Here is a 25,200-nt window from a genome sequence, read left to right as displayed (position 1 = left end):
CTATGCTGCACCGTTTGTGGACGCTTATCCGTAAAGAATTACAGTCGCTGTTAAGGGAGCCGCAAACCCGCGCAATCCTGATAATGCCGGTCATTCTTCAGGTGGTGCTGTTCCCGTTTGCCGCCACACTGGAGGTCACCAACGCGACAGTGGCTATTTATAATGAAGACAACGGCAAACACTCGGTCGAACTGACTCAGCGCATTGCACAGGCAAAAGCATTTTCCCATATTTTACAGCTCAACAGCCCCGGTCAGATTCGTGATGTTATTGATAACCAGCGGGCATTGTTGGTGGTGCGGTTCCCGCCCACATTTTCCCGCGACCTGGACCAGCTTACCCCAGCCCAGGTACAGTTACTGCTGGATGGGCGCAACTCAAACAGCGCGCAAATTGCGGCCCGTTATGTGCAGCAGATAGTCAATGATTACCAGCAATCGCTGCTTAACGGGCAGAAACAGAACAACAGTGAACTGGTGGTGCGCAACTGGTATAACCCAAATCTGGACTACAAATGGTTTGTTGTCCCGTCGCTGATAGCCATGATTACCACCATTGGTGTGATGATTGTAACGTCACTGTCTGTTGCCCGCGAGCGCGAGCAAGGCACACTGGACCAGTTGCTGGTTTCACCGCTCGCCACCTGGCAGATTTTTGTTGGCAAAGCCGTACCAGCCTTAATTGTCGCCTGCTTTCAGGCATCGATTGTGTTGGGTGTGGGCATATGGGCTTACCAGATCCCCTTTGCCGGTTCTCTGCTGCTGTTCTATTTCACCATGCTGGTTTACGGGTTATCGCTGGTAGGGTTTGGCCTGCTGATTTCGTCGCTGTGTTCAACCCAGCAACAGGCGTTTATAGGCGTCTTTGTATTTATGATGCCAGCCATTTTGCTTTCCGGGTATGTTTCTCCGGTAGAGAACATGCCTGTGTGGTTACAGGATCTGACATGGGTAAACCCAATTCGGCATTTCACCGACATCACCAAAGAGATTTACCTGAAAGATGCGGATTTTAGTATTGTGTGGCGAAGCTTATGGCCGTTATTAGTTATAACGGCCATAACCGGATCAGCGGCGTACGCTATGTTTCGCAGAAAAATTGCCTGACCGACGTCGGTTGCTGTCTTTTGCCAGTAACGACACAACTGCAGGCCCGGCGAGGATAACCACGCCGGCAAGCACCAGCACCAGATGGCTCTGAAAAACACGGGATAACAGCCACAGGCATATTAACGCCGTACCAAAATACCATGTGGTGGTGAGCTCTTCGAGAAAATCACCTAACTCCCGGAGCCAGCCGTCATGAAAACGCTGTAACGCCAGCATCATCACTAAAGTCAGTGTGTATAACAGACACAGACCAATACCAACCTGAACCAGGGATTGACTCATCCAGCCGGCAACCAGCACGGCTATAACCAGCAAATGCAGAATAATTTGCCAGCAACTCAGGCCTGTTGCGACACGAAGTCGTTGTTGCCATTTCATGTCTTCTCTCCTGACGGATTTTTTGACTACTAATCAGAGTACCGCACTTTACGGAAAATTCCGTATCCCGCCAGTTTTTTGTGACAAACACTACACTTTATTTGCACACAGAAACAAAACAAGGAGGAAATCGGCACCATGCCTTCACATTCAATTATCAAAATTCTAACAATAAACACACATAAAGGATTTACTGCTTTTAACCGCCGCTTTTCACTGCCAGCACTGCGCGATGCTTTGCGTGCAACACTCGCCGACGTTGTTTGCCTGCAGGAGGTCAGCGGTGAGCACCAAACTCTGGCACGGGCTGTACCCGGCTGGCCAACAGCCAGTCACTATGAGTATCTGGCCGATACAGTCTGGCGCGATTATGCCTATGGGCGCAATGCGGTTTATCCGGAAGGTCACCACGGGAACGCAGTTTTATCGCGCTTTCCAATTGAACACAGCGAGAATATTGACGTTTCCATCGAAGGACATGAACAACGAGGCCTGCTTTACTGCCGCCTCAACATACCCGGCAAGCCCGTGCCACTCCATGTTATTTGTGTTCACCTGGGGCTTAAAGAACCACATCGCCAGGCACAACTGGAAAAACTGTGGGCAGTGATTTGCCAACTGCCTGAGAATGCGCCACTGGTTGTGGCAGGCGATTTTAATGACTGGCGGCAACGGCTCCACCCACGTCTGCATGAGCAGAATGGTATGGAAGAAGTATTCAGCCGCGAGTTTGGCAAACCGGCCCGCACATTCCCGGTATGGTACCCTTTTTTGCGTCTTGACAGGATTTATGTGCGCCATGTGAAACAGTGCAAACCTTTGCCCTTCTCTTCGGGCCCGTGGCGTGGTTTGTCGGATCATGCGCCATTAGCGGTGGAGATTAGTCTGTGAAAACGACATGGAGAAGCGGTAACCAGATTACGTTACTGGAGAATGGCGACGCTTATTATCCGGCAGTTTTCGACGCCATAAGCCAGGCGAAAAAGCAGGTGTTATTGGAAACATTCATCTGGTTTGATGATAACGCAGGCCAGGCACTGCACCAGGTATTGCTGGAAGCGGCACAGCGTGGTGTACAGGTAGAAGTGTTGATGGATGGCTATGGTTCCCCTGATCTGAGCGAGACATTTATCAATACGCTGACTCAGGCGGGTGTGGTTGTACGTTATTACGACCCGTCACCGCTGTTTCTTGGTATGCGAACTAATCTGTTCCGCCGGATGCACCGCAAAATAGTGGTAATTGACGGTGAACTGGCGTTTGTTGGTGGCATTAATTACTCCGCTGAACACCTCACCAGTTACGGACCGGAAGCCAAACAGGATTATGCCGTTGCGGTTCGTGGCCCGGTGGTCAGCGATATTCAACAGTTTGTTATTGCTAACCTGCCGGAAAGTACCCGAACACGCCGCTGGCGCTGGCATCGGCACAGAGCGCAGGACCAGAACCAGGCTGGAGAAGCACAGGCGCTGTTTATCTGGCGTGATAACAACCGCCATCCGGATGATATTGAGCGTTATTATTTGCGTATGCTGGCCCGGGCACGCCGTGAGGTGATTATTGCCAATGCCTATTTCTTCCCGGGGTACCGGCTGCTGCATGCCATGCGAAACGCAGCACGCCGTGGTGTCAGCGTTAAACTGATTTTGCAGGGCGAGCCCGACATTCCGATGGTAAAAACCGCGGCCCGCCTGCTCTACCCTTACCTGCTCAAAGCCGGTGTCCATATTTATGAATACCAGCAGCGCCCGTTACACGGCAAAGTTGCTGTGATGGACAGCCATTGGGCAACAGTTGGCTCCAGCAACCTCGACCCGCTTAGTTTGTCACTGAACCTTGAAGCCAACCTGGTGATTCATGACCGTGAGTTCAACCAGACATTGCGCGATAACCTGATGAAATTGATAAGCCAGAGCGCAGAGCAAACCCAGGCAGACCGGGTATTGTTGCCTGGCCCTCGCTGGTGGGGATTGACTTGCAGTGTTCTCGCCTTCCACTTTGTACGGCATTTCCCGGCAATGGTGGGCTGGTTGCCTGCTCACACACCACGTATTACCCGTGTCCGGCCGCCAGTTCAGCCTGAGCTTGAGCAACAGGACCAACATGCCACTACGGACTCAGGAGGACAATGACAATGTCGTTACTGCACCGCTCACTCAGCTCCCACTCCCGCCGCCGAATCAAAAAAGGATTATCTGGCGTATTTCTACTGGTTGTTGTGGTATTGCTTGTGCTTTATGCCCGCCAGGTTGACTGGCAGGAGGTCTGGCAGTCCTTAATGACCTATAACCGCAACGCACTATTCGGTGCAGCCGGATTAGTGGTTATCAGCTACACCATCTATGGTCTGTATGATTTATTAAGCCGGTCATGGTCCGGGCACGGTCTGTCTGCCCGGGTAGTCATGCTGGTGTCTTTTATTTGTTATGCCTTTAACCTGACACTAAGCACCTGGGTCGGTGGAATTGGTATGCGTTACCGGCTGTACTCGCGGTTAGGCCTGGGTAGCGGCACTATCGCCCGGATTTTTTCTTTTAGTATTATGACTAACTGGCTGGGTTATATTTTGGTAGGCGGGATACTGTTTACTTTTGGTGCGCTGCACCTGCCCGCAGGGTGGTACATTGATACGCTGACGCTGCGCTGTATTGGCGGGGTATTACTCGCGTTAAGCATCTGTTGGCTGTTGTTGTGCTCTTTCTCCCCGAAAAGAACGTGGCGAATCCGTGGGCGGCGAATACGCCTGCCAGGAGCCCGTTTTGCCATAACGCAGTTTTTGTTGTCTGCACTGAACTGGCTGATTATGGGCACAACAATTTGGTTACTGATGCAGCAACAGGTTGATTTTATGACGGTACTGGCAGTGACATTACTCAGCAGTATTGCGGGGGTGATTATTCATATTCCGGCCGGGATTGGGGTACTGGAAGCGGTGTTTCTGGCATTGCTACCTGCCTCGCAAATCAGCCACGGCAGTATTATTGCCGCGTTACTGGTCTGGCGGGCATTGTATTACTTTATCCCATTAATCATTGCAGCGGTGTGTTATGCCGTACTGGAAAGCCGGGCGGAAAAATTACGCAAGGAAGGCGAGGGAAAGCGCAACCAGGTGGGCGCGGTTAAAACGCGCGCCACCGGGCTGCAATAAGCGCTTAACGGCGGTTGCCGAGAATACGCAACATCATCAGGAACAGGTTGATGAAATCAAGGTACAGCGTCAGGGCACCCATAATGGAGTAGCGGCGCAGGTTGGTGCTGTCACGGGTATCAATCTGGCTGCCAATACTTTTCAGTTTCTGGGTATCCCAGGCTGTCAGGCCAACAAAAACCACCACACCAATATAGGTCACAGCCCACATTAACGCGGTGCTTTTCAGCCAGATGTTGACTACAGAAGCCAGAACAATACCGATCAGGGCCATAAACAGCATGCTGCCGAATTTGCTCAGATCACGCTTCGTAGTGTACCCATACAGGCTCATTGCGCCAAACATCCCCCCGGTCACCACAAATGTGCTGGCGATAGACGAGTAAGTATAAACCACAAAAATACTCGACAACGTCAGCCCGGTTAGCGCGGAATAAAGCATAAACAGCGTGGTTGCCATAGCGCCACTCAGTTTATGCACCATACCGGACAGAACAAACACCAGCGCCAGTTGAGCAATGATTAAACCAAAAAACGTTAGCTTACTGGAAAAAACAAACATCAAGACTGCCGGAGTCGCTGCGGCATACCAGGCGACAAATGCCGTCAGTAACAGGCCACAAGTCATCCAGCCATACACCTGCGCCATATAGGTTTGCAGCCCGGTGCGGGTGTTCTGGACGATTGTGCCATTGGCGTGTGGGAAGCGGTCCATGACATATCCTCTGATTTTGATGGAAAAACAGGCCTTCAGACTACCACATTCAGCTGTAATGCGCAGTCTTACCAGCGTTCTGCAGCAACTTTATCGCTTTCACGAGCTTCAACCCAGCGAGCCCCCTGCTCAGTCGATTCCCGTTTCCAGAACGGAGCCCGGGTTTTCAGGTAATCCATAATGAATTCTGCCGCGGCAAAAGCGCTGCTGCGGTGTGCACCGGTCACACCGACAAATACAATTTCTTCACCTGGGTACATTTCGCCAATACGGTGAAGAACGGTTACACGTTGCAGCGGCCAACGTTCACGCGCGGTGGCAACAATTTCTGCCAGCGCTTTTTCCGTCATGCCTGGGTAATGTTCCAGGCACAGTGCGCTGACATTATCACCCAGATTTTGGTTACGCACTTTTCCGGTAAATGTCACCACAGCACCGTCGTCATCGCACGCCGCCAGCCACTGATATTCGGCGCCGACATCAATGTTGTCGCGCCCCACACCAATGCGTGTTTGTTCTTCCATATCAGCCTCCGGTGACCGGGGGGAAAAAGGCCACCTCGTCGCCCGCCTGAATAGCGTGGTCGAGAGGGACCAGCGTCTGGTTAACAGCTGCTAATAATTTGCCGCTTTCCAGTGCCAAAGCCCAGCGCCCGCCCCGGTTTTCCAGGTGCTGGCGTAGCGCTTCAACAGAAGAAAATGAGGCATCAAGGCGCAAAGCATCACAGCCAACCAGTTCACGCACTTGTGCGAAAAAAAGTACATCAATCATCCTGCACCGCCCTGAAATCACCTGATTTACCGCCCGACTTCGCCAGCAGACGTACCGGGCCAATGACCATATCTTTCTGAACCGCTTTACACATATCGTAAATGGTCAGCGCGGCAACTGAAGCTGCAGTGAGCGCTTCCATTTCGACACCGGTTTTACCGCTCAGCCGGCAGACTGATTCAATACGCACCCGGTTTTCCGCAGGCTGCGCTTCCAGGTGAACTTCCACTTTGCTGAGCAATAATGGGTGGCACAGAGGGATCAATTCCCAGGTGCGTTTGGCGGCCTGAATACCGGCGATACGCGCTGTGGCGAAGACATCACCTTTGTGATGACGCCCTTCAACAATCATCGCCAGCGTGTCCGGATGCATAGTGACAAACGCTTCCGCTCTGGCTTCCCTGGCTGTTTCAGCTTTGGCGGAGACATCCACCATATGAGCTTCGCCAGCCGCATTAATATGGGTTAATTGCGACATAACTATTTCTTGAGATGAGGATGGAAGTTACACGGGCGCTGGCGTGCATCGAGTTGCTGCTGGATAATATTTTCCCAGGCAGTGCGACAGGCTTTGGTTGAACCCGGCATGGCGAAAATTACTGTGCGGTTTGCCACGCCAGCCACTGCCCGAGACTGCAATGTCGCCGTGCCGATTTCTTCATAAGACAGCATGCGGAACACTTCACCAAACCCTTCAATTTCACGGTCAAACAGAGGCAACAGGGCTTCAGGAACCTGATCGCCCTCAGTCAACCCGGTTCCGCCGTTAATCAGCACCACCTGGACATCATCACTGGCAATCCACTGCGATACCTGGGCGCGAATGGCATAACGGTTCTCACTGACAATCGCCTTTGCCACCACCTGGTGCCCCGCCTCTGTGACAACATCACGCAAGTAATGGCCCGATGAATCTTCTTCTTCAGTGCGGTGTGAAGTCACCGTCATGACAGCGACACGCGCCGGAATAAATGTACTGCTTACCTGACTCATGATTCTCTCCTTACGAACGCTTACCCACCGATATACGACAGGTTCTGCGTGATCCCCGTATTTCCCTGATGCAGGAAATGGGTCTGTTTTTTACCGGCCAGCGCCTGGCTGATACGTGCCTGCAATTCGCCCTGTTGCTGGTCGTTTGCCAGTAAATCACGCAGCGGAATGCCGCCATCACCAAACAGGCATAAATGCAGATTGCCAATGGATGACACTCTCAGGCGGTTGCAACTGGCACAGAAATCTTTCTCATAGGGCATGATGAGGCCAATTTCGCCCTGGTAATCCGGGTGGCAGAAGACCTGAGCTGGCCCGTCACTGCGCTGGCGAATCTGATGGATCCACCCGCGTTCCAGAAGCTGGTCGCGAATCACCATGCCGGAAACATGGCGCTGGCGAAACAGTTCACTGCCCTCGCCGGTTTCCATCAGTTCAATAAAGCGTAATTGAATTGGCCGGGTTTTAATCCAGGCAAGAAAGGTGCCCAGTTGGTGGTGGTTCACGTCACGCATCAGCACGGTATTGACTTTCACACGCTCAAACCCGGCAGCAAACGCGGCATCAATCCCGTCCATAACCTGGCGGAATTTATCCTGCCCGGTTATGGCGTAGAACTGCCGGGCATCAAGGCTGTCGACACTGACGTTAATTGCTGTCAGCCCGGCATCACGCCATTGCTGCACATCACGCGCCATGCGATAACCGTTGGTAGTCACAGCGATTTGGCGCAAAGAAGCATTTTCACGAACGGCAGCAATGATATCGGTAAAGTCGCGGCGTAAAGAGGGCTCACCACCGGTCAGGCGAACTTTTTCGGTGCCTGCCGCGGCAAACGCACGAGTGACCCGGCGAATTTCATCGAGGCTGAGAAAGCTTTTGTTCGCCACGCCGTGCGGTTTGTAGCCATCTGGCAGGCAATATGTGCAACGAAAGTTGCAAACATCAGTCACAGACAGACGCAAGTAATAGAACTTACGCGCCCATGCATCGGTAAGTTGAGAGACCATGTACACCTTTCCAAATACGGGAGATGCAGGCATTTCTTTCTGCACCCTGGTGACGACGCATCGCCACGGCCAGGGCACCATATCTTGCGACACAGGCGCCAGGGCTTGAGTGTCAGTTTCAGATTTCTGAAACCGGGTTAGCAGGATAGTAGCGCTTTCTGGCATGAAGCGCCAGACGACTTTCGCTATATAAACAAGTATATATCGACACAATTCTGCATTTTCGCGACAAAATAGCTGTTGTTTGCAGGCATTGCTTTGACAGATGTCATTTTCCCTTGCCAAAGGTTCGTCTTTTAACCGCTATTCAGGTAATTTAAGGAGTAAATATGTTTTATAAGGAAAACCTATGCGCAGCCGGGCACTGGCCGATTTGGATTGTGTGGTCACTCTGGGTGGTGGTCATGGGCTTGGACGAGTAATGTCTGCACTGGGCTTTTTAGGCCAACGCCTGACTGGCATTGTCACCACCACAGACAATGGCGGTTCAACCGGGCGCATTCGCCGTTCCGAAGGGGGCATTGCGTGGGGCGACCTGCGTAATTGCGTGAACCAGTTGATTACCGACCCGAGCGTGGCATCGGCGTTATTTGAATACCGGTTTAGTGGCAATGGCGAGTTAGCTGGCCACAACCTGGGGAATTTAATTCTTAAAGCACTCGATCACCTGAGTGTACGCCCACTGGAAGCCATTAACCTGATTCGTACCTGGCTGCATGTGGATGCGTTTTTGATCCCGATGTCTGAGCAACCTGTGGATTTACTGGCCACAGATAACGAGGGCCATGAAGTTTGGGGAGAGGTAAATATTGACCAGCTCAGGGTACCTCCACAAAGGTTGCAATTGTCCCCGCAGGTTTGTGCCACCCGCGAAGCAGTTCTGGCTCTGGAAAAAGCCGACCTGGTGATTATTGGACCGGGAAGTTTTTATACCAGCCTGATGCCGATTTTACTCATGCCTGAGTTAACTGAAGCACTGCGCCGTACTCAGGCAAAAGTGGTGTTTATTGATAATCTGGGGAAAGAGCACAGCGCAGCGGCCTTACTGACGCTGGATGAGCGGCTGGACATAATGGAGCAGGCAATAGGGAAACCTGTTATCAGTACGGTTATTACCGGTGAATATAACACTCTACCCGCAAGCCATGATGCCAAAACCGTGATCCAGACTGCCCTGGCAGCCAGTGATGTCCCCTACCGCCATGACCGCCAGCGGTTGCGCCAGGCCATCGACCTGGCACTACAGAAAAGCAGCTAAGATTATGAGGCAGCAATAAACAACGCGCGCAATTGCTGTAGCTGGTCGCGTAATTTTGCCGCCTCTTCAAATTCCAGATTTTGCGCGTGAGTCATCATCTGTGTTTCCAGTTCATGGATTTTCTGCTCCATGGCCTTCGGTGACATATCTTGCGCGACAGTGCGTGCAGCAGCGTCTCCGCCACGCGTCTTACCGCGTTTCGCTTTGGTTTTCATTACCCCTTCGCCCAGCGCCAGGATATCCACCACTTTCTTGTTCAGGCCTTTTGGCACCAGGCCATGCTCTTTGTTGTAGAGCATCTGTTTTTCGCGACGGCGTTCGGTTTCACCAATGGCTTTTGCCATCGATGGTGTAATTTTATCGCCATACAGAATCGCCATGCCGTTGAGGTTACGCGCCGCACGCCCAATAGTCTGAATCAGTGAGCGCTCAGAACGCAGGAAGCCTTCTTTATCAGCATCCAGTATTGCCACCAGCGACACTTCCGGCATATCCAGGCCTTCGCGCAACAAGTTAATCCCCACCAGTACATCAAACTCGCCCAGGCGCAAATCGCGGATAATCTCCATGCGTTCGACTGTGTCGATATCGGAGTGCAGGTAGCGCACACGGGCACCGTGCTCTTCAAGGTATTCGGTAAGGTCTTCCGCCATACGTTTCGTCAGAGTGGTAACCAGCACTCGTTCATTAATGGCCGTGCGCTTGCGAATTTCTGAGAGCAAATCGTCCACCTGAGTAGCTACCGGGCGCACTTCTATCAGTGGATCCAGCAGACCTGTAGGGCGTACAACCTGGTCTATTACTTCACCGCCGGATTTATCCAGCTCGTAATTACCCGGTGTGGCAGAAACATAAATGGTTTGCGGTGCCAGGGCTTCAAATTCTTCGAATTTGAGTGGGCGGTTATCCAGCGCGGAAGGCAACCGGAAACCATATTCAACCAGCGTTTCTTTACGTGCCCGGTCACCGCGGTACATCCCGCCTATTTGCGGCACGGTAACGTGAGATTCATCGATAACCAGCAGGCCATCTGCGGGCAGGTAGTCAAACAATGTTGGTGGCGGCTCTCCCGGTCCGCGCCCGGAAAGAAAGCGCGAGTAGTTTTCAATTCCCGAGCAATACCCCAGTTCATTCATCATTTCGAGGTCAAACTGTGTACGCTGGGTGATGCGTTGCTCTTCGAGTAATTTATTATTTGCCAGTAACACCTTGCGCCGGTCCGCCAGTTCGGTTTTGATTTCTTCCATCGCCTGCAAAATACGTTCGCGGGGTGTGACGTAATGGGTTTTCGGGTAAATAGTAAAGCGCGGGATAACAGACTCCACCTGCCCGGTTAGTGGGTCAAATAACGACAACCGTTCAACTTCCTCATCAAACAATTCAACCCGCAGGGCGATATCATCAGATTCCGCCGGGAAGATATCGATAACTTCACCACGTACCCGGAAAGTACCGCGCTGGAACACCTGGTCGTTACGGGTGTACTGCAACTCTGCCAGGCGACGCAAAATAGCGCGCTGGTCAATCAGCATTCCGGCCGTCAGGTGCAGCATCATTTTCAGGTAAAGGTCCGGGTCACCCAGACCATAAATGGCAGAAACAGATGCCACTACAACCACATCACGCCGTTCCAGCAGTGCTTTGGTGGCTGAAAGCCGCATCTGTTCGATGTGCTCATTTACTGATGCGTCTTTTTCTATAAAGGTGTCAGAGCTGGGAACATAGGCTTCCGGCTGGTAGTAATCGTAATAAGAAACAAAATACTCAACCGCATTTTCCGGGAAAAACGCTTTCATTTCGCCATAGAGCTGCGCCGCCAGTGTTTTGTTAGGTGCCAGCACCATCGTAGGGCGTTGCAGGTCTGCAATAACATTCGCGATGGTAAATGTCTTCCCTGATCCGGTTACACCGAGCAGTGTCTGGTGCGCCAGGCCATCTTCCAGCCCTTCAGACAGGCGACGAATGGCATCGGGCTGGTCCCCGGATGGCGTAAAGCTGGAGTGTAATTTGAACAATTTACTCATAAGAGAAGACCTGTTGCACCATGGCGGGAGGAAGATGCAATTTTAACTGCCATACCGTTTTTTGCCAACCCTAATTACTGGCTAAATAACCAGTATCGGTAGTGAGCGCGCTAAATGACAGTACAAAATGACATGTTTGGCACAAACACCCGCTGTTTATACCAGCAAGATCCGCAATGACCAGGTTATCCCCAGAATTTTTCCATTTTTAACAATTGTCAAGAGATGTCATGAAAGTTTTAAGACACAACCCGCAGCATTACCGTGAAGGATTGATTTTATATAACTATTTGATATTTATTACTATTTAAATAAAGGTGGCTTTAACATCAATTCAGGTGAAAGCCGCGTATTCTCTCGCCTGCCGTGAGTTTTCTAACTCTAATGCACAAGGTTATCCACAGGAATAGTGGATAACTGCTTTAAGCCCTTTAAGGACATAGTCCGCTGAATTGCGGCTTTCTTACAAAAACAGCGTATAAAAAATTTTCCGGCAAAATTTTTTCGCTGGCAGCCCTCTTTTTTGTTGATGACCTGATAACAAAATTTGCACCAGACCAGACAGGGATTTGTTTTGTGTCAACACGCTGCACCAAAATTATCCTCAGCAAAGCACTGCCAAAGTGCACAGTGCAACCAAAGTCTTAGTTGTGGGGTGCAAAACCAGTGTTTTTTGTAAGTATCGTCCTGGTTCGTGGAAATTTCTGTCGTGGTTACGCTTTCTGGCAAGAGAATTGCACAGATTACCAGACTGGAGCTCAACCCCTTTCCTGTTGGCAGAAAGTGATGCAGGACGCTGTGGTTATATGAGTGGTTACCAGCGCCGGGTGAATTTACGCCTGAGTGGAATAGCCTGACGTACAACCGGTCCGGGAGGAGGACATTATGTTGAGTTTACGTGCTGTTAACCAATTTTATGGTGAAAAACATACATTATGGAATGTTGACCTGGACTTGCCCACAGGGCAATGCATTTGCCTGCTTGGCGCGCCTGGCGTTGGTAAAACAACGCTGGTGAACTGTATTACCGGCCATATACCGGTACAAAGTGGCAGTATGCTCTGGCAGGCACAAGGCTGCCCGCCAGAAGATTTGCTGACCCGCCCGCCAGAGGGGCGTACAGCCCTGGGAATAGGCTATGTTCCTCAGGATAAACGGATTTTCTCTCAATTGAGTGTGGAAGAGAACCTGCATATCGCCATGATGGCTGCAGGTGAACAACATAAGCGAATTTCGCCGCTGGTTTATGAATTGTTCCCGGAATTGTATACCCTGCGCCAGGTACGTGGTGGTGACCTGGCTGGCGATACGCAACAGCAACTGGCACTGGCAAGAGCGCTGGTGAACGACCCCAAACTGTTGATTCTGGACGAACCGACTAATGGCCGCGGCACCAGTTTTATTCAGGACCTGGGCCAGACATTACGCCGCCTGAACCAGGAATTTGGCCTGACAATACTGCTGGTTGAACAACGGTTGTCATTTATCCGTTGGGTGGCGGATAAATTTTGCCTGCTGCATCGCGGGCGCAACGTTGCACAGGGCGACCTGACAATGCTGGATGACAATATGGTTTCAGACTGGATAGCACCGTAATGCCGCAAGATTAAATCAGGGCAGTGATATCAAGATACTGCCCAAGATTGGTATGTGTTTCCGCGTGTTCCAGAAAAGGAATTTCTCCCAGAAAAGGCGCGTCCAGCCGCTGGCGTAATGTTGACAGATAATCCAGATGACGAGCGCCTGGCGGTAATACAGTATTAGCAATCCAGCCTGCAACAGGTAACCCGGACTGGCGAATTGCCTGTAAAGTCAGCATGGCGTGATTGATACACCCAAGTTTAACCCCCACCACCAGAATCACTGGCAATTGTTCCTGCACCACCCAGTCAGCAAAAGTGTTCTCTTCGCTCAGTGGCGTGAACCAGCCACCAGCACCTTCAACCTGTACCCAACTGGCAAGAGGCTCCAGCGCAGCTAACCCGGCAGAGATTACGGGAAAGGTAATGGGCTGCCCGGTATCCCGGCTGACCAGATGCGGCGAAGTGGGTTCCAGAAAGACCAGTGGGTTTACCTGGTGGTAGGCCAGCGGTACGGTACTGTTGCGCTGCAAAGCCAGTGCATCACTGTTACGTATTCCTTCCGGCGTGGATTCACTGCCTGACGCCACTGGCTTGTAACCAGCAGTACAAAACCCGTGCTGTGCTGCCGCCTGTAACAGCGCACAACTGGCAACAGTTTTCCCGACCTCAGTATCCGTTCCCGTAACAAACCAACGTTTACTCACGCGTAATCACTCCTACTATTAACTGGTAACTTAACAGGTATTCACCCGCCTCCTGCGGCCAGGCCAGTGACAGCGCCTGAAGCTGTTGCCGGGTTAACGTGGCAGGGGCGCGCCCGGCGTGCAAATGCGTGGCGCCAATTCCTTTCAGGGAACGCATTGCGCTCAGCACATCAGCCCAGCGTTCACGTACGGTGACTGTGTTTATTTGGCACTGCCAGCCGCGACAGGCGTCGTCAATGGCTTGCCGGGGCAGGAAGTGGTTGCCATGGCTACGCTGGTCAACCGCACGCCATGCCTGGTGTAATTCACGCAGCGACCCTGCTGCCAGTGTTGTGAACGCGACATGCCCTCCGGGGCGGGTTACCCGGCAGAGTTCACTCAGCGCCAGGCGTAGATCCGCGCACCACTGAATAGCAAGATTGCTCCAGGCGAGATCAACACTGGCATCAGGAAGTGGCAATGCTTCTATATCGCCACACAGGAACTCTATTGCCGGGCTGTGCAGGCTTGCCTGCTCCAGCATGGCAACGGAGAGATCCAGTCCGGTAACAGCTGCACCACGCTGATGCCAGTAGCGGCTGAACCAGCCGGTACCGCACCCGGCGTCCAGTACCCGGGAAGGAGAAATGTCACCCAGCATGGTAATAAGCTGCTGGCCGCTTTCACGTTGAAATTGCGCATGTTTGTCGTAACCAGAAGCAGCACGCCCAAAGGCTGCCGCCACGGCTGCTTTATTCACGGGCAAGGGCATACAACACCTCCAGTAAGCGGTCGATATCTTCTGGCTGGTGAGCCGCCGTCAATGTGAAACGCAACCGGGCGGTACCGGGTGGAACGGTCGGCGGGCGTATCGCTGTCACCCAGATGCCCTGCTCGCGCAGGCACTGAGCAAGGTGCAATGCACGGGCATTATCACCAATTATCAGTGGCTGAATCGCCGTAGATGACTCACACAGCGCCCAGGGCAAACCCGCCGCTCCGGCCCGGAAATGCCCAATATGGCGCTGAAGTGCTTCCCGGGCTTCATCAGCGTGGCGGATCACGGCCAGTGCGGCGCTGAGTGCTTCGGCCTGTGCAGGTGGGAGCGATGTGCTGTAAATCAGGTGGCGGGCAAACTGGACCAGGTAATCGGCAACGGCTTCACTGCACAATACCGCAGCCCCACTGGCACCGAAGGCTTTACCAAAGGTCACCACCAGAACATCTGGCTGAATACCGGCCTGCCAGCAACTTCCCCTGCCTCCCTCGCCCTGCACGCCAATGCCATGGGCGTCATCCACCATCAACCACGCACCAGACTGCCCGGCAAGCCGGGCCAGTTCAGGTAGTGGTGCCTGGTCGCCATCCATACTGAACACCCCTTCCGTGACCACCAGTTGCTCTGCGGTATGCCCACCAGCAAGTAAACGCCCCAGAGAACCGGCATCATTATGTGCAAAACGGCGCAACACGGCAGGTGACTGTATAGCTGCTTCCAGTAACGAGGCATGACTCAGCTTATCGGCCAGCAGCCTGTCGCCTTGCTGCATTAGTGCGCTGATTACAGCATGGTTGGCTGCAAAACCAGAAATAAACAGTAAGGCGCGCGGGTAGCCCAGCCAGCCAGCCAGAGACGTTTCCAGCTCAGCATGGGCGCGGGTATAGCCAGTGACATGGCCGGAGCCACCACTTCCCACACCATAGCGCGCGGCTCCGGCTTGCCAGGCGCGGATAACCGCAGGGTGCTGGCTCATCCCTAAGTAATCGTTACTGGCAAAGTTAAGCCACTGCTGCTGCCCGTCGGAGAACATGCGCTCAGTGCCCGGGTGGCGCACCTGCCTTGCGCGCCACAGACCTTGCTCGCGCCGTGCTGACAGCGCGTTATCAATACGTTGCGACCAGCTCATCAGAGTGCGGCATTGTAAAATTGTTCGGTGTCTGCATGTAATAACTGCTCAGTTAATTCACTTTCCTGGGCGTTATCTCCATGGCTGACTTGTGTGGTTTGCGGGTTGATCCCCAGTTTGCGGAACAATTGCAGGTCTTTATCTTCTTCAGGATTAGGTGTGGTGAGCAGTTTGCAGCCATAGAACACCGAGTTAGCCCCTGCCATAAAACACATGGCCTGGGTTTGTTCATTCATTTGCTCACGCCCGGCGGATAAGCGGACCCAGGAAGAAGGCATCATGATACGGGCTACCGCAATGGTGCGGATAAAATCAAAAGGATCAACATCGTCGTTGTCTGCCAGTGGTGTGCCTTTCACTTTCACCAGCATATTAACCGGCACACTTTCCGGAGGTGTGGGCAGGTTTGCCAGTTGCAGCAACAAACTGGCACGGTCGTTTACGCTTTCCCCCAGGCCCACTATTCCCCCTGAACACACTTTAATTCCGGCATCACGTACTTTGCCCAGAGTATCGAGGCGCTCCTGGTAAGTACGGGTGGTAATAATGTTGCCGTAAAATTCGGGTGAGGTGTCCAGGTTATGGTTATAGTAATCCAGCCCGGCGTCCGCCAGCCGTTGTGCCTGGCTGCCAGTCAGTGTGCCCAGTGTCATACAGGCTTCCAGCCCCAGCGCTTTAACCCCTTTCACCATTTGTTCCAGGTACGGCATATCGCGGTCCTGAGGGTTCTTCCACGCAGCCCCCATACAGAAGCGGCCTGAACCTGCTGCTTTCGCTTTTTTGGCAGAAGCCAGCACCTGCTCCACCTCCATCAGGCGTTCTGATTCCAGGCCTGTTTTATAACGGGCACTTTGTGGGCAGTACTTACAATCTTCCGGGCAGGCCCCGGTTTTAATCGACAGCAAGGTGCTGACCTGAACCTGCTGAGGATCAAAATGCTGGCGATGTACCTGTTGAGCCTCGAACAGAAGTTCAAGAAGCGGTTTTTCAAACAGAGCGGTAACTTGCGACATTGTCCAACGTTGAGTATGTGCCACTGGCATCTCCAGAATAAGTGATATGAGCTGTAATCTGAGCTGATAGTTGTAAACTAAAGGCTGTTATTTTTGGTTTACATGCTTTAGTGTCGTAAACTAAATCTTTTTAAAATGGTTTACAAGAATATGATCGATCAACATGGTCTGGATTTCGACCAGCGCCATATCTGGCACCCGTATACGTCGATGACCAATCCATTACCGGTTTACCCGGTCACCAGCACGCAAGGTTGTACTCTGACACTTGCGGATGGCAGACAACTGGTAGACGGGATGTCTTCATGGTGGGCGGCAATTCATGGCTATAACCACCCACACCTGACACAGGCAATGAAGCAGCAAATTGATACGATGCCCCATGTGATGTTTGGTGGCATTACCCATGCGCCCGCCATAACGTTGTGCCGCAAGCTGGTTGAGATGACCCCGGACGGGCTGGAGTGTGTCTTTCTGGCTGATTCTGGCTCGGTAGCTGTTGAAGTCGCCATGAAAATGGCATTGCAATACTGGCAGGCAAAAGGCCAGCCACGCCGCCGGTTTATGACGTTTCGCCACGGTTACCACGGCGATACGTTTGCTGCTATGTCGGTCTGTGACCCGGATAACTCCATGCACAGCCTGTGGAAAGGCTACCTGCCGGATAATATTTTTGCCCCGGCCCCGCAATCCAGGTTCGATGACGAATGGAATGAACAGGATGTTATTGCCTTCGCCCGGTTGCTGGCGGCACACCGTGACGAAATTGCCGCCATCATCCTGGAGCCAGTGGTTCAGGGTGCCGGTGGCATGCGTTTCTACCACCCCAACTGGCTTAAGCGCGTGCGGCAAATGTGTGACCGCGAAGGCATTTTGCTGATTGCCGATGAAATTGCCACCGGCTTTGGCCGAACAGGTAAGCTGTTCGCCTGTGAACATGCCCAAATCAGCCCCGATATTCTGTGTCTGGGCAAAGCGCTGACTGGCGGTACGATGACCCTTTCCGCCACGCTTGCCCGCAGGGAGATTGCCGGGACTATCAGTAATGGCGAGGCAGGCTGTTTTATGCATGGCCCGACATTTATGGGAAACCCGCTGGCCTGTGCCGCAGCCTGTGCCAGCCTGGATATTCTGCAAACTGGTGAGTGGCAAACACAGGTTGCCAAAATTGAACGCCAGCTACAGGCACAGTTACAGCCACTGGCACAGTCAGCGTTAGTAAAAGATGTGCGGGTACTGGGGGCAATTGGTGTTGTAGAAACCGTGCATCCGGTAAATATGGCCGCATTGCAACGCTTCTTTGTGGATGAAGGTGTCTGGGTAAGACCCTTCGGGCGGCTAATCTACCTGATGCCACCCTTTATTATCTGTGAGCAGGAGCTGACCAAACTCACCCGGGCCACCACTCTGGCCGTGGAGCAACCGTCTCTGTTTAACATTAATGGCGGCTGAGTTTCCCCTGCCACTGGCAGATGCTCTACACTTGCCAGACAACCACTCACGGGAGATATCATGAAACTGTTTAGCACGGATTTTCAGGACGGGCAGACGCTGCCAGACCGCCATGTATTTAACGGAATGGGCTACCAGGGAGATAACGTCTCCCCCCAACTCTCCTGGGATGATGCCCCGGCAGGCACTAAGAGTTTTGTTGTCACCTGTTATGACCCGGATGCACCGACAGGCTCAGGTTGGTGGCACTGGATAGTTGCCAATATCCCGGCAGAGACCCGCGAACTGCCACAGGGTGCAGGCTCCGGTATCGCCCCGCTGCCTGGTAAAGCATTACAGACACGCACTGACTTTGGTAACAGCCAGTATGGTGGCGCGGCGCCGCCAGCTGGTGAACGCCACCGCTATATTTTCACGGTGCATGCACTGGATGTTGCACAGATAGATGTCGATACCCATTCCAGCGGGGCGATGGTTGGCTTTAATGTGCATTTTCATACCTTAGGGAATGCCACACTTACCGCAATGTACCGCTGAATATGCTTTTTTAGGGGCCGATACATAAATCGGCTTCCTGTTTTGCTCAACTTAGTATAAAAAAGCAAACTTTACTGAAACGTTCCCTTTTTTTGCTAAGCAAGGAGCAACCCTTGAACACTCTTTCGGTTTCTCGCCTGGCACTGGCTCTTGCCTTCGGCCTGACTTTAACGGCATGTAAATCTGTACCGCCTCAGGACCGTCCGTCAGAACAGGTTGCGCCGGGAAGCCAGTCACGCCCGGTGCTGTCTGCGGATGAAGCGCAGAACTTTGTGCCTTCCCGCTATTTTTCCAGCATGACACCCAGCGCTCAGCCCTGGAAACCCACAGGTATCACCTTACCTGCTCAGGCTGATTTTGTCGTTGGCCCGGCTGGTACGCCAGGAGTGACACAAAACACCATTCAGTCTGCCGTTGATGCGGCAATGGCCCGCCATGCCAGCCACCGTTTGTATATCGCGATTATGCCCGGCGATTATCAGGAAGCGGTGTATATTCCTGCGGCTCCAGGCAGCCTGACGCTGTACGGAACCGGAGCCAAACCTGCTGATGTCAAAATCGGCCTGGCGCTGGATGCGCGTATGGACAAAGCAACCTGGCGTAAAACCCTTAACCCTGCCGGGCAATTTATGCCGGGTAAATCTGCATGGTACATGTACCAGAACTGCCTGAATCGGCGTGGTGCAGAGATGGGGATTATGTGTTCAGCTGCTGTCTGGTCGCAAAACAGCGGCCTGCAATTGCAGAACCTGACCATTCAGAACACCCTGGGTGACAGTGTGGATGCCGGTAACCACGAAGCCGTAGCATTGCGCAGCGATGGCGACCAGGTTCAGATTAACAATGTGAATATTCTTGGCCGCCAGAACACCTTCTTTGTAACTAACAGTGATGTGAATAACCGGATGATGACCACCGGCCAGCCACGTACACTGGTAACCAACAGCTATATCGAAGGAGATGTTGACCTGGTATCTGGCCGTGGTGCCGTGGTGTTTGAAAACACCCGTTTCAATGTGGTGAACAGCCGCACTCAGAAAGAAGGCTATGTGTTCGCACCTGCAACCCTGCCTGACATCTACTATGGCTTCCTGGCGCTTAACAGCGAATTCAACGCAGCCGGTGATGGAGTGGCTCAACTTGGGCGCGCATGGGATTTAGGTGCCGAAAATGGTTACGTTCCAGGGCAAAGCGCCAACGGCCAGGTAGTGATTCGCGACAGTGTCATTAACGCCGGGTTTAACACTGCTCATCCATGGGGTACAGCCAAAGACTCCCAACGCCCGTTTGCTGGCAATACTGGCAGTGAGCAGGATAAAAAATGGGTTCGCAACCTGAACGATGTGAATTTCAACCGTATGTGGGAATTCAATAACCGTGGGTTAGGCAGCAAAGTGGTTCTTAATACCAAAAAATAACGCCCCGGTTAGACTGAAAAAACGCCGCAGAGTCATTCCTGCGGCGTTTTATTTTGGCAGGATGTGGCACGGGCAGTGGCACACATAGCTACCTGTGTTTTACAACGAATTCACCACCACCCACATTGGCCCCTGGCCGGTGGCATAACGCCCTTTTTCTTCCAGCAAACCTTGCTCGCCTTTAATTTCATAAACCGCGATATGGTGCGATTTCTGGCCTGCCGCAATCAGATACTTGCCGCTGTTATCAATATTGAACCCACGCGGCTGCGTTTCTGTTGGCTGGAAGCCTTCCAGCGCCAGTACACTGCCATCTTCCGAAACAGTAAAAATGGTTAACAGGCTGGAGGTTCTGTCGCAGGCATATAAATGCCTGCCGTCAGGTGTAATGTGAAGGTCTGCCGCCCAGCGGGTGCCAGTGAAATCAGACGGCATCATGTCAATGGTCTGCACACAGGCGATTTGGTTGTGTGGGTCACTCAGTGCCCAGACATTAACAGTGCCGTTGAGTTCGTTAACACAGTAGGCAAACTGCCCACCAGGATGAAATACCATATGGCGAGGGCCAGCCCCTTCCACCGTGGTCACTTCTGCCGGTTTTTGCGGTGTTAATTTACCGCTGTCTTCCAGGGTAAACAGGCAGATGCGATCCTGTTTTAATGCCGGTACCCACAAAGTTTTATTATCCGGGCTGATATTGGCAGAGTGACACCCTTCCAGGCCTTCAATCACTTCAACCACTTCACCCGGCAGGCCGTCGTTCAGTGGGGTCACACTGACACAACCACCATTATAAGAGCCACAGAATAAGAAACGCCCGGTGTGGTCGGTTGAGATATGCGTAGGGCTGCCAGGTAACGCAGCATGGCCGGCATCGGACAATGTGCCGTCTTCCGGGGAGATATGCCAGGCGATAACCCTGAATTCTGGGCGTACACCAGCATACAGAAAACGCCTGTCCGGGCTGATAACCAGGGGCTGAACCTGGCCTGCGACATCCACAACCTGGCGCAAGGTCAGCTCACCGCTGGTATCAAGCTGCCATACATGGATTTGCTGGCTTTCAGGACTGGCGGTATAGACGATTTGTTTCATGAATACTCCTGTTATCACGGTAGCCTGGTAGCGACGGGCAGAAGGACAGCCGACAGTACCCGGTGCAAGTGGCGCCGGGAGTTTTCCTGTTGGCGCCAACGGTGTACCATCGAACCAGACCCTTTCGTAATGGAACCTTAAATGACTTATCGTGTTATTGCACTTGATTTAGATGGCACTTTACTGACGCCACAAAAAACCATCTTGCCTGAATCCCTTGCTGCGCTGGAAAAAGCGAAGCAGGCAGGTTACCAGGTTTTGATTGTGACGGGGCGCCATCACGTCGCTATACACCCTTTTTATCAGGCTCTGCGCCTGGATACACCTGCCATCTGCTGTAATGGCACTTATTTGAGTGTGTATCGCTTATTACAACACTTCCACCCATCTAAGGCAATACGCCAGTATCCAACGCTGTTCCAGTGCTCAACAAGACTCTTCACCTTGTTTCGTCGTAGCCGCAAAGCGGTGTACTATCGGAAAAACTACATACCAAAATCAGGTGAATCACTACATGGACTATCAGGTAATCGCCCTTGATCTGGACGGCACTTTATTGACGCCAGAAAAAACTATTTTACCAGCCTCATTAACTGCCCTACAGAATGCCCGTAAATCAGGGGCAAAGGTTGTCATAGTTACCGGACGGCACTTTGTAGCCATCCATCCTTTTTATCAGGCATTAGCACTGAATACACCAGCTATATGTTGTAACGGTGCTTTATTGTACGATTACGCCGAAAAAAGAGTTATTGCCTCAGACCCATTACAACCAGAACAAGCTACTCAATTAGTAAACCTACTTGATAGTTACAATGTTCATAGTCTGATGTATGCCGATGATGCAATGTTCTATCAAAATTCAACGGGGCATATTATCCGTACAGAGAATTGGGCTAAATCTCTTCCAGAGTCGCAACGTCCAGTATTCAAACAAGTACCCTCTCTTAGTAAAGCATCGCAAGATGTTGATGCTATATGGAAATTCGCCCTTACTGATTCTGATACTGAAAAACTACATCGCTTTGGTCAGATAGTAGAGCGTGAGCTTGGCCTTGCTTGTGAATGGTCTTGGCACGATCAAGTGGACATAGCACAAGCCGGAAACAGTAAAGGTAAACGCTTGGCACAATGGGTAGAATCGCAAGGCTTATCTATGAGCCAGGTTATGGCCTTTGGTGATAATTTCAACGATCTAAGTATGTTGGAGACTGCTGGCCTGGGTGTTGCTATGGGTAACGCTGTTGATGAAGTGAAAGCGTGTGCTGATTTAGTAATAGGTAACAATACGGAAACTGGAATTGCTGATGTAGTAAACCAGTACTTCGAAATCGTTAGGGAAGAAGTGATTTAGTGACTTAGACGAGAGAATATAACCATGACAGAAGAACAATTTGAACGGGATTACCCAAGAGATCAGTACAACTACGTCCGAACCAATTTCAGGAAAAGAGGTTCTCTTGGACAAACTGAAATAGAGTCATTTGATATAGTTTCTATCGCCACTGGTGAAACCGTTCTACAGGCTACACGTACTGAACATACAAATCTGAGAGGATTGGACACTACTGTAGATTGGGATTGGTAATGATGGAATATTTCTTAGATGAAAGTGGTAACACAGGTGATTTGATTAATAAAAAAAATGACATGGGATTTGCTAATCAGCCCCTTTTCACTCATTCATGCGTGGGAGTAGCAGAAGGGAAAATTAGTAGAATGAAAGGTTTTGTACGTGCCTTGAAGAAAAGACACGGCATAGATGAATCAATTGAACTGAAATCCCAAGATTATTATATTAAAAATCCAGAACTAGTATACGAATTAGTTGATTTCGTAATTGATGAAAAATACACTTTAGTATGTGAAGTAATGGATAAAAAGTGTAACGTAGCAGTTTCTATAGTAAATCAACTTATAGTACCTGCAATGGAGAATGAAGACAGCAATGAATTGCTGTTAGTAAGAAACATATTGGTAGACATAATAAGTACATTTGCACCAGAAATTTGTTTCTCTACATTCTCTGAGTTATGTAAAGACCCATCCGAAGAAAAGTTGAACATATGTATTGAGAGCCTGAAAGAATTCTTTTCTAGTGAAAGTAATCCACTAGATGATAATGGCGGCACATGCAGAATGTTTGATAAAACTTTACAAGAATTTGAATACAGAAAAAGTAGATACTCAGCAGATGTAGCTATTAAATGGTTTGTACCTATTCCAGATTTAGATAGTAATGGAAATGTTATAAAACTACTGCCTAACGTACATAGTTTCTATAACCAGATTGCTCGCCTCAATAAAATTCATAAAAGAAAACTATCCGATATCGTATTAACACATGATACCTCTAGCGAATTTGCTAGCACATTAGACTTTTGTATCTCTGAGATAAAAACAGTCAATGTAGATATTATGCCAAAAATCCCTACATGTGATTTCAAAGTTATTGAAACCCCCAAATTAATATTCAAAGATTCTAAAGATAGTACTGGTATACAAATAGCAGATATTATAGCTGGATTTTTGAATAGATATGTACATGGATTACTGTACAAAGGAATAAAAATGGATACTATATATCACGCGACATTTGATAGAATTATAACACCAAATCGTAGTAGAGATCCTAAAGGGACAAACTTTGTAATTCCACTAAGCAAACAACATTGGCTCTTTAGTAAATTTAATCTCTAACAAAAAAAGCCCCATTACGGGGCTTTTTTTTATGAACCACCAACCATGATTAGAAGTACTTGCAGTAGTTGTCCTAATGGTACTTGGATCACCACAATACCAAAAGCATCCAGTCGGTAAGTGTCAAGGTAGTTGGCACCCTGGGTTGATTTAGGCTGCCTGTTTTTCCCGCTCAGGATTCAGCGTTACCGGGCCTTCCGGCTGCCAGTTTCTCGTTCTGCCTGACCACCGCTCAGGATGGGCTTTCTGGGCCATACGGTACAGGTCATCACGCTGCTTCAACAGGGCATTATCTTCTCCACGGTGACGCTGCCCTGGGGTCACATATCGTATCCCACTGTGACGGTGCTCTTCGTTATACCAGTGGGTAAATTTTTCCACCCACTGACGCGCCTCACCCAGTGTTCTGAACCCCGATGACGGCCACTGTGGCACATATTTCAGCGTACGGAACAGCGACTCTGCATATGCGTTATCGTTACTCACCCGTGGCCTGTGCTGTGTGACGTGGTGATATTCAGTTCATACAGTTTCATCTGCAGAGTCTGTGATTTCATGGCGGCCCCGTTATCCGCATGCAGCACCAGCGGCTGACGCCAGCATCCCTCTCGCATCACACTGCGCTGCATTAACGCCGCGGCCTGTTCGCCACTTTCTGTTTCATGCACTTCGTAACCCGTGATTTTCCGGCTGTACAGGTCGGTTATCATATACAGATAAAACCAGTGGCCACGCACTACCGAGGGTAACCAGGTGATGTCCCATGACCACACCTGGCAGGGAGCACTGGCGGTGAACGTCGTCGGGGCGGGCACCCGTTGTGGTCGTAACTGACGTCCCCGTCCATGGACTTCTCCATAACGGCGAAGCACCCGATAAAAGGTGGATTCGCTCGCCAGATAAAGGCCTTTATCGGCCAGCCGTGGCACGATTTGGGATGGCGGCAGGCTCGCGTATTCCGGCCGGTGGCAGATATCCCGTATCTGTGCTTCTTCATTCACACTCAGGCGATTATAGGGCACTGGACGTACTGCTTCGGGTCTGCCGTCACAGGAAGAATGTTGCCACCGCCGCCAGGTTGTCAACAACACTGTCTAATGACCGCTTGGGGGTGCGGACGATTTCCTGGACTCTCAGGAGATAATTTATGTATTCAAAAGCTGAGCGCCTTCGTGCTATTGAGCTCTATTTTAAATTCGGTAGAAAGATCACCTCTGTTATTCGTGAATTGGGCTACCCCACAGAGCGCAACCTCCGGCGATGGGTACAGGCATGGGAAGCCAGCGGTGGCAATATCAGTTCCCTGCCCCGCAAAGAGCGCTACTCTGATTCGCAGAAACAGGCCGCCGTCGACCATTACTTTACGCACGGCTGCTGCCTTGCCCATACCCGAAGGGCGCTGGGAT

General features: G+C 51.3%; 27 protein-coding genes, 1 pseudogene and 1 riboswitch. Of the genes and pseudogenes, 14 read left to right on the top strand and 14 right to left on the bottom strand.

Annotated elements, in window-relative coordinates; genetic code table 11:
- The first annotated feature begins 2 nt into the window (after positions 1 to 2).
- Positions 3 to 1,106, top strand: coding sequence for an ABC transporter permease (locus A9B99_RS17780; protein ID WP_064599836.1), 1,104 nt, complete (start codon positions 3 to 5; stop codon positions 1,104 to 1,106).
- Here the strand turns inward: A9B99_RS17780 and A9B99_RS17775 are convergent.
- Positions 1,068 to 1,487, bottom strand: a complete 420-nt coding sequence (locus tag A9B99_RS17775) for a YbhQ family protein (protein WP_064599834.1) — start codon at positions 1,485 to 1,487, stop codon at positions 1,068 to 1,070. The genes A9B99_RS17780 and A9B99_RS17775 overlap by 39 nt on opposite strands.
- A gap of 138 nt (positions 1,488 to 1,625) precedes the next feature.
- Between A9B99_RS17775 and A9B99_RS17770 the strand changes: the two genes are divergently transcribed.
- From A9B99_RS17770 to A9B99_RS17760, 3 genes are read left to right on the top strand one after another with little or no spacing between them, the layout of a single operon-like run.
- Positions 1,626 to 2,378, top strand: a complete 753-nt coding sequence (locus tag A9B99_RS17770; protein WP_064599832.1) for an endonuclease/exonuclease/phosphatase family protein — start codon at positions 1,626 to 1,628, stop codon at positions 2,376 to 2,378.
- Positions 2,375 to 3,619 (top strand): cardiolipin synthase ClsB, encoded by a 1,245-nt coding sequence (gene clsB / locus A9B99_RS17765; protein WP_064599830.1) that lies wholly within the window; start codon positions 2,375 to 2,377, stop codon positions 3,617 to 3,619. Before A9B99_RS17770 ends, clsB begins: the two co-directional genes overlap by 4 nt.
- Positions 3,620 to 3,621: 2 nt before the next feature.
- Positions 3,622 to 4,635, top strand: coding sequence for a lysylphosphatidylglycerol synthase domain-containing protein (locus A9B99_RS17760; protein WP_064599828.1), 1,014 nt, complete (start codon positions 3,622 to 3,624; stop codon positions 4,633 to 4,635).
- A 4-nt stretch (positions 4,636 to 4,639) separates the two neighbouring features.
- Here A9B99_RS17760 and A9B99_RS17755 read toward each other — a convergent pair whose 3' ends face one another.
- From A9B99_RS17755 to moaA, 6 genes are all read right to left on the bottom strand, one after another.
- Positions 4,640 to 5,350, bottom strand: a complete 711-nt coding sequence (locus A9B99_RS17755) for a Bax inhibitor-1/YccA family protein (protein ID WP_064599826.1) — start codon at positions 5,348 to 5,350, stop codon at positions 4,640 to 4,642.
- A 68-nt stretch (positions 5,351 to 5,418) separates the two neighbouring features.
- Positions 5,419 to 5,874 (bottom strand): molybdopterin synthase catalytic subunit MoaE, encoded by a 456-nt coding sequence (gene moaE, locus A9B99_RS17750; RefSeq protein WP_064599823.1) that lies wholly within the window; start codon positions 5,872 to 5,874, stop codon positions 5,419 to 5,421.
- 1 nt (position 5,875) lies between these two features.
- On the bottom strand, positions 5,876 to 6,121 hold the full coding sequence (moaD, locus tag A9B99_RS17745) for a molybdopterin synthase sulfur carrier subunit (RefSeq protein WP_064599822.1): 246 nt from the start codon (positions 6,119 to 6,121) through the stop codon (positions 5,876 to 5,878).
- Positions 6,114 to 6,599 (bottom strand): cyclic pyranopterin monophosphate synthase MoaC, encoded by a 486-nt coding sequence (moaC, locus tag A9B99_RS17740; RefSeq protein ID WP_064599819.1) that lies wholly within the window; start codon positions 6,597 to 6,599, stop codon positions 6,114 to 6,116. The genes moaD and moaC overlap by 8 nt, the downstream gene beginning before the upstream one ends.
- A gap of 2 nt (positions 6,600 to 6,601) precedes the next feature.
- Positions 6,602 to 7,114 carry a molybdenum cofactor biosynthesis protein B gene (gene moaB, locus A9B99_RS17735; RefSeq protein WP_064599818.1) on the bottom strand — a complete coding sequence of 171 codons (513 nt, stop codon included), beginning with the start codon at positions 7,112 to 7,114 and terminating at the stop codon, positions 6,602 to 6,604.
- 20 nt (positions 7,115 to 7,134) lie between these two features.
- Complete coding sequence (gene moaA, locus A9B99_RS17730) at positions 7,135 to 8,124, bottom strand: GTP 3',8-cyclase MoaA (RefSeq protein WP_064599816.1); 990 nt, start codon at positions 8,122 to 8,124, stop codon at positions 7,135 to 7,137.
- A riboswitch (molybdenum cofactor riboswitch) is annotated at positions 8,112 to 8,248 on the bottom strand. Its footprint overlaps the gene before it by 13 nt.
- Before the next feature lie 225 nt (positions 8,249 to 8,473).
- Here moaA and yvcK point away from each other — a divergent pair.
- Positions 8,474 to 9,382 (top strand): uridine diphosphate-N-acetylglucosamine-binding protein YvcK, encoded by a 909-nt coding sequence (yvcK, locus tag A9B99_RS17725; protein ID WP_064599814.1) that lies wholly within the window; start codon positions 8,474 to 8,476, stop codon positions 9,380 to 9,382.
- 2 nt (positions 9,383 to 9,384) lie between these two features.
- Here the strand turns inward: yvcK and uvrB are convergent, their stop codons facing one another.
- Positions 9,385 to 11,406 (bottom strand): excinuclease ABC subunit UvrB, encoded by a 2,022-nt coding sequence (gene uvrB, locus A9B99_RS17720; RefSeq protein ID WP_064599812.1) that lies wholly within the window; start codon positions 11,404 to 11,406, stop codon positions 9,385 to 9,387.
- An 885-nt stretch (positions 11,407 to 12,291) separates the two neighbouring features.
- Here uvrB and A9B99_RS17715 point away from each other — a divergent pair.
- On the top strand, positions 12,292 to 13,002 hold the full coding sequence (locus tag A9B99_RS17715; RefSeq protein WP_064599809.1) for an ATP-binding cassette domain-containing protein: 711 nt from the start codon (positions 12,292 to 12,294) through the stop codon (positions 13,000 to 13,002).
- 10 nt (positions 13,003 to 13,012) lie between these two features.
- Here the strand turns inward: A9B99_RS17715 and bioD are convergent, their stop codons facing one another.
- From bioD to bioB, 4 genes are read right to left on the bottom strand one after another with little or no spacing between them, the layout of a single operon-like run.
- Complete coding sequence (bioD, locus tag A9B99_RS17710) at positions 13,013 to 13,693, bottom strand: dethiobiotin synthase (RefSeq protein ID WP_064599807.1); 681 nt, start codon at positions 13,691 to 13,693, stop codon at positions 13,013 to 13,015.
- Positions 13,686 to 14,444, bottom strand: a complete 759-nt coding sequence (bioC, locus tag A9B99_RS17705; RefSeq protein ID WP_197499294.1) for a malonyl-ACP O-methyltransferase BioC — start codon at positions 14,442 to 14,444, stop codon at positions 13,686 to 13,688. The genes bioD and bioC overlap by 8 nt, the downstream gene beginning before the upstream one ends.
- Positions 14,425 to 15,579 carry an 8-amino-7-oxononanoate synthase gene (gene bioF / locus A9B99_RS17700; RefSeq protein WP_064599805.1) on the bottom strand — a complete coding sequence of 385 codons (1,155 nt, stop codon included), beginning with the start codon at positions 15,577 to 15,579 and terminating at the stop codon, positions 14,425 to 14,427. Before bioF ends, bioC begins: the two co-directional genes overlap by 20 nt.
- Entirely contained in the window at positions 15,579 to 16,616 is a 1,038-nt protein-coding gene (gene bioB, locus A9B99_RS17695; protein ID WP_074388831.1) for a biotin synthase BioB, read from the bottom strand. The genes bioF and bioB overlap by 1 nt, the downstream gene beginning before the upstream one ends.
- Before the next feature lie 111 nt (positions 16,617 to 16,727).
- On the opposite strand from bioB, the gene bioA reads away from it, so the two are divergent.
- The 3 genes from bioA (at position 16,728) to A9B99_RS17680 (ending at position 19,999) form a co-directional block, all read left to right on the top strand.
- A complete protein-coding gene (bioA, locus tag A9B99_RS17690; RefSeq protein WP_074388830.1) occupies positions 16,728 to 18,044 on the top strand; it encodes an adenosylmethionine--8-amino-7-oxononanoate transaminase in 1,317 nt (438 codons plus the stop codon).
- A gap of 60 nt (positions 18,045 to 18,104) precedes the next feature.
- Positions 18,105 to 18,581, top strand: a complete 477-nt coding sequence (locus tag A9B99_RS17685; RefSeq protein WP_064599799.1) for a kinase inhibitor — start codon at positions 18,105 to 18,107, stop codon at positions 18,579 to 18,581.
- Between the two features lie 113 nt (positions 18,582 to 18,694).
- Entirely contained in the window at positions 18,695 to 19,999 is a 1,305-nt protein-coding gene (locus tag A9B99_RS17680; RefSeq protein ID WP_064599797.1) for a putative acyl-CoA thioester hydrolase, read from the top strand.
- A gap of 99 nt (positions 20,000 to 20,098) precedes the next feature.
- Here A9B99_RS17680 and pgl read toward each other — a convergent pair whose 3' ends face one another.
- A complete protein-coding gene (gene pgl / locus A9B99_RS17675) occupies positions 20,099 to 21,094 on the bottom strand; it encodes a 6-phosphogluconolactonase (protein ID WP_064599795.1) in 996 nt (331 codons plus the stop codon).
- A gap of 141 nt (positions 21,095 to 21,235) precedes the next feature.
- Between pgl and A9B99_RS24395 the strand changes: the two genes are divergently transcribed.
- From A9B99_RS24395 to A9B99_RS17660, 4 genes are read left to right on the top strand one after another with little or no spacing between them, the layout of a single operon-like run.
- Entirely contained in the window at positions 21,236 to 21,634 is a 399-nt protein-coding gene (locus A9B99_RS24395; protein WP_064599793.1) for an HAD-IIB family hydrolase, read from the top strand.
- Entirely contained in the window at positions 21,609 to 22,448 is an 840-nt protein-coding gene (locus A9B99_RS17665) for a pyridoxal phosphatase (RefSeq protein WP_064599791.1), read from the top strand. The genes A9B99_RS24395 and A9B99_RS17665 overlap by 26 nt, the downstream gene beginning before the upstream one ends.
- 24 nt (positions 22,449 to 22,472) lie before the next feature.
- Complete coding sequence (locus A9B99_RS24300; RefSeq protein ID WP_139154809.1) at positions 22,473 to 22,682, top strand: hypothetical protein; 210 nt, start codon at positions 22,473 to 22,475, stop codon at positions 22,680 to 22,682.
- Positions 22,682 to 23,794, top strand: coding sequence for a DUF3800 domain-containing protein (locus tag A9B99_RS17660; protein WP_064599789.1), 1,113 nt, complete (start codon positions 22,682 to 22,684; stop codon positions 23,792 to 23,794). Before A9B99_RS24300 ends, A9B99_RS17660 begins: the two co-directional genes overlap by 1 nt.
- A gap of 150 nt (positions 23,795 to 23,944) precedes the next feature.
- On the opposite strand, the pseudogene A9B99_RS24295 reads toward A9B99_RS17660, so the two are convergent.
- A pseudogene (locus A9B99_RS24295) lies at positions 23,945 to 24,879 on the bottom strand (IS3 family transposase); the annotation flags it as partial.
- Positions 24,880 to 24,941: 62 nt separating this feature from the next.
- Between A9B99_RS24295 and A9B99_RS17650 the strand changes: the two are divergent.
- On the top strand, positions 24,942 to 25,200 hold a 259-nt coding region (locus tag A9B99_RS17650; protein ID WP_156519093.1), incomplete at its 3' end, for a helix-turn-helix domain-containing protein.

Source organism: Mangrovibacter phragmitis (assembly GCF_001655675.1).
Taxonomy (GTDB): Bacteria; Pseudomonadota; Gammaproteobacteria; order Enterobacterales; family Enterobacteriaceae; genus Mangrovibacter; species Mangrovibacter phragmitis.
The sequence above is the reverse complement of the archived record's forward strand: the minus strand, read 5'-3'. Positions and strand labels throughout refer to the sequence as shown.